The sequence below is a fragment of the Faecalibacterium longum genome, from assembly GCF_040094125.1.
GTDB classification, from domain to species: Bacteria; Bacillota; Clostridia; order Oscillospirales; family Ruminococcaceae; genus Faecalibacterium; species Faecalibacterium longum.
Genome location: NZ_JBBNIH010000109.1, coordinates 1 through 1210 on the forward strand (window position 1 = coordinate 1; position 1210 = coordinate 1210).

A 1210-nucleotide genomic window follows, 5' to 3' on the forward strand; every position below is an offset into this window, starting at 1 on the left:
CAATATTATGATCTCCACCACCAAGCTGTCTGCCCGGACTGTTCTCCGGGCGGTAAAAGCGGCGATTCGGTTGTACCTCGACCTGAAGGAGCTGCGCCGCATGGCGTATCTGCTTCAAATGTGCAGCAACAACCTCAACCAGTACGCCAAACGTGCCAACGAGTGCGGCAAAGTCTACGCCGCCGACATGGAGGACCTGCGGCAGAGGCTGGATGAGCTGATCGACATTGGCAGAAAAATTCTCGCTCGGCTGGCAGAACTCTAAAATTTTTCCCCGCAGTTGGAGGGCTGCGGGGGTACATAAGGGGTGACATCCTTGCAAAGCAATCGTTGACACCTTTATAATAGGGACGAAAGGCAGGTGCTGGATATGAGGTTCGTTATCAAGATGATTGTTTTCCCGTTTTGGCTGCTTACGGTTTTCCTTGCACTGATGCTGAAATGGACGCTGAACCTGTCGGCAATCGTGCTGGCGCTGCCTATGCTGTATATTTTCGGCTGCGGCCTTTATACGCTGTACTGCCGGGAGTGGCTGCAATTTTTGATTCTGCTGGTGGCAGAGTTTGGCTGCTTCCTGCTCATCACCGCCGGAACAGTCATTGTAGAAGCCGTGGAATGGTTCAGTGGCTGGATTGCTGAATTATAAAATTTTTATGCCGCCATTGTGCGGCATTTTCTTTTTTGTAAGGGGGGTGATGGCACTGGCGGCAACACGGTTGATTGCGCTGCACAAGAACAAGGGCAAGTCGGTTGCGGCCTGCCTGAAAAGCCGCACGGACTATGCACAGAATCCTGACAAAACGAACAAGGGAGAGTTGGTCAGCAGCTATGAGTGCAGCCCCTTGACCGCAGATGAAGAATTTATGCTGTCCAAGCGGCAATACGACCTTGCCACCGGACGCAGACAGAAAAGCGATGTAATTGCTTATCAGATACGGCAGTCCTTTCGTCCGGGTGAGATCACCGCAGAGGAGGCTAACAAGGTAGGCTACGAACTGGCAATGCGCTTTACCAAGGGCAAGCACGCCTTTGTGGTGGCAACGCACACGGACCGGCAGCACATCCACAGTCATGTGATCTTCAACTCCACAGCGCTGGATGGCACCAGAAAGTTCCGGGATTTTTTCTTTTCGGCGTTGGCAGTGCAGCGGTTGAGTGACCTGATTTGCTTAGAGCACCAGTTGTCCGTCATTGAAAAGAAGCCCTACCG

3 protein-coding genes are annotated in these 1210 nt (G+C 52.6%); all 3 read left to right on the forward strand.

The window, feature by feature from the left end:
- Nucleotides 1-7 precede the first annotated feature (7 nt).
- Nucleotides 8-265 carry a plasmid mobilization relaxosome protein MobC gene (mobC, locus tag AAAU26_RS04460; protein ID WP_431834275.1) on the forward strand — a complete coding sequence of 86 codons (258 nt, stop codon included), beginning with the start codon at nucleotides 8-10 and terminating at the stop codon, nucleotides 263-265.
- Between the two features lie 105 nt (nucleotides 266-370).
- A complete protein-coding gene (locus tag AAAU26_RS04465) occupies nucleotides 371-646 on the forward strand; it encodes a hypothetical protein (protein ID WP_227619687.1) in 276 nt (91 codons plus the stop codon).
- Between the two features lie 55 nt (nucleotides 647-701).
- A partial coding sequence (locus tag AAAU26_RS04470; protein ID WP_349180925.1) for a relaxase/mobilization nuclease domain-containing protein occupies nucleotides 702-1210 on the forward strand: 509 nt, incomplete at its 3' end.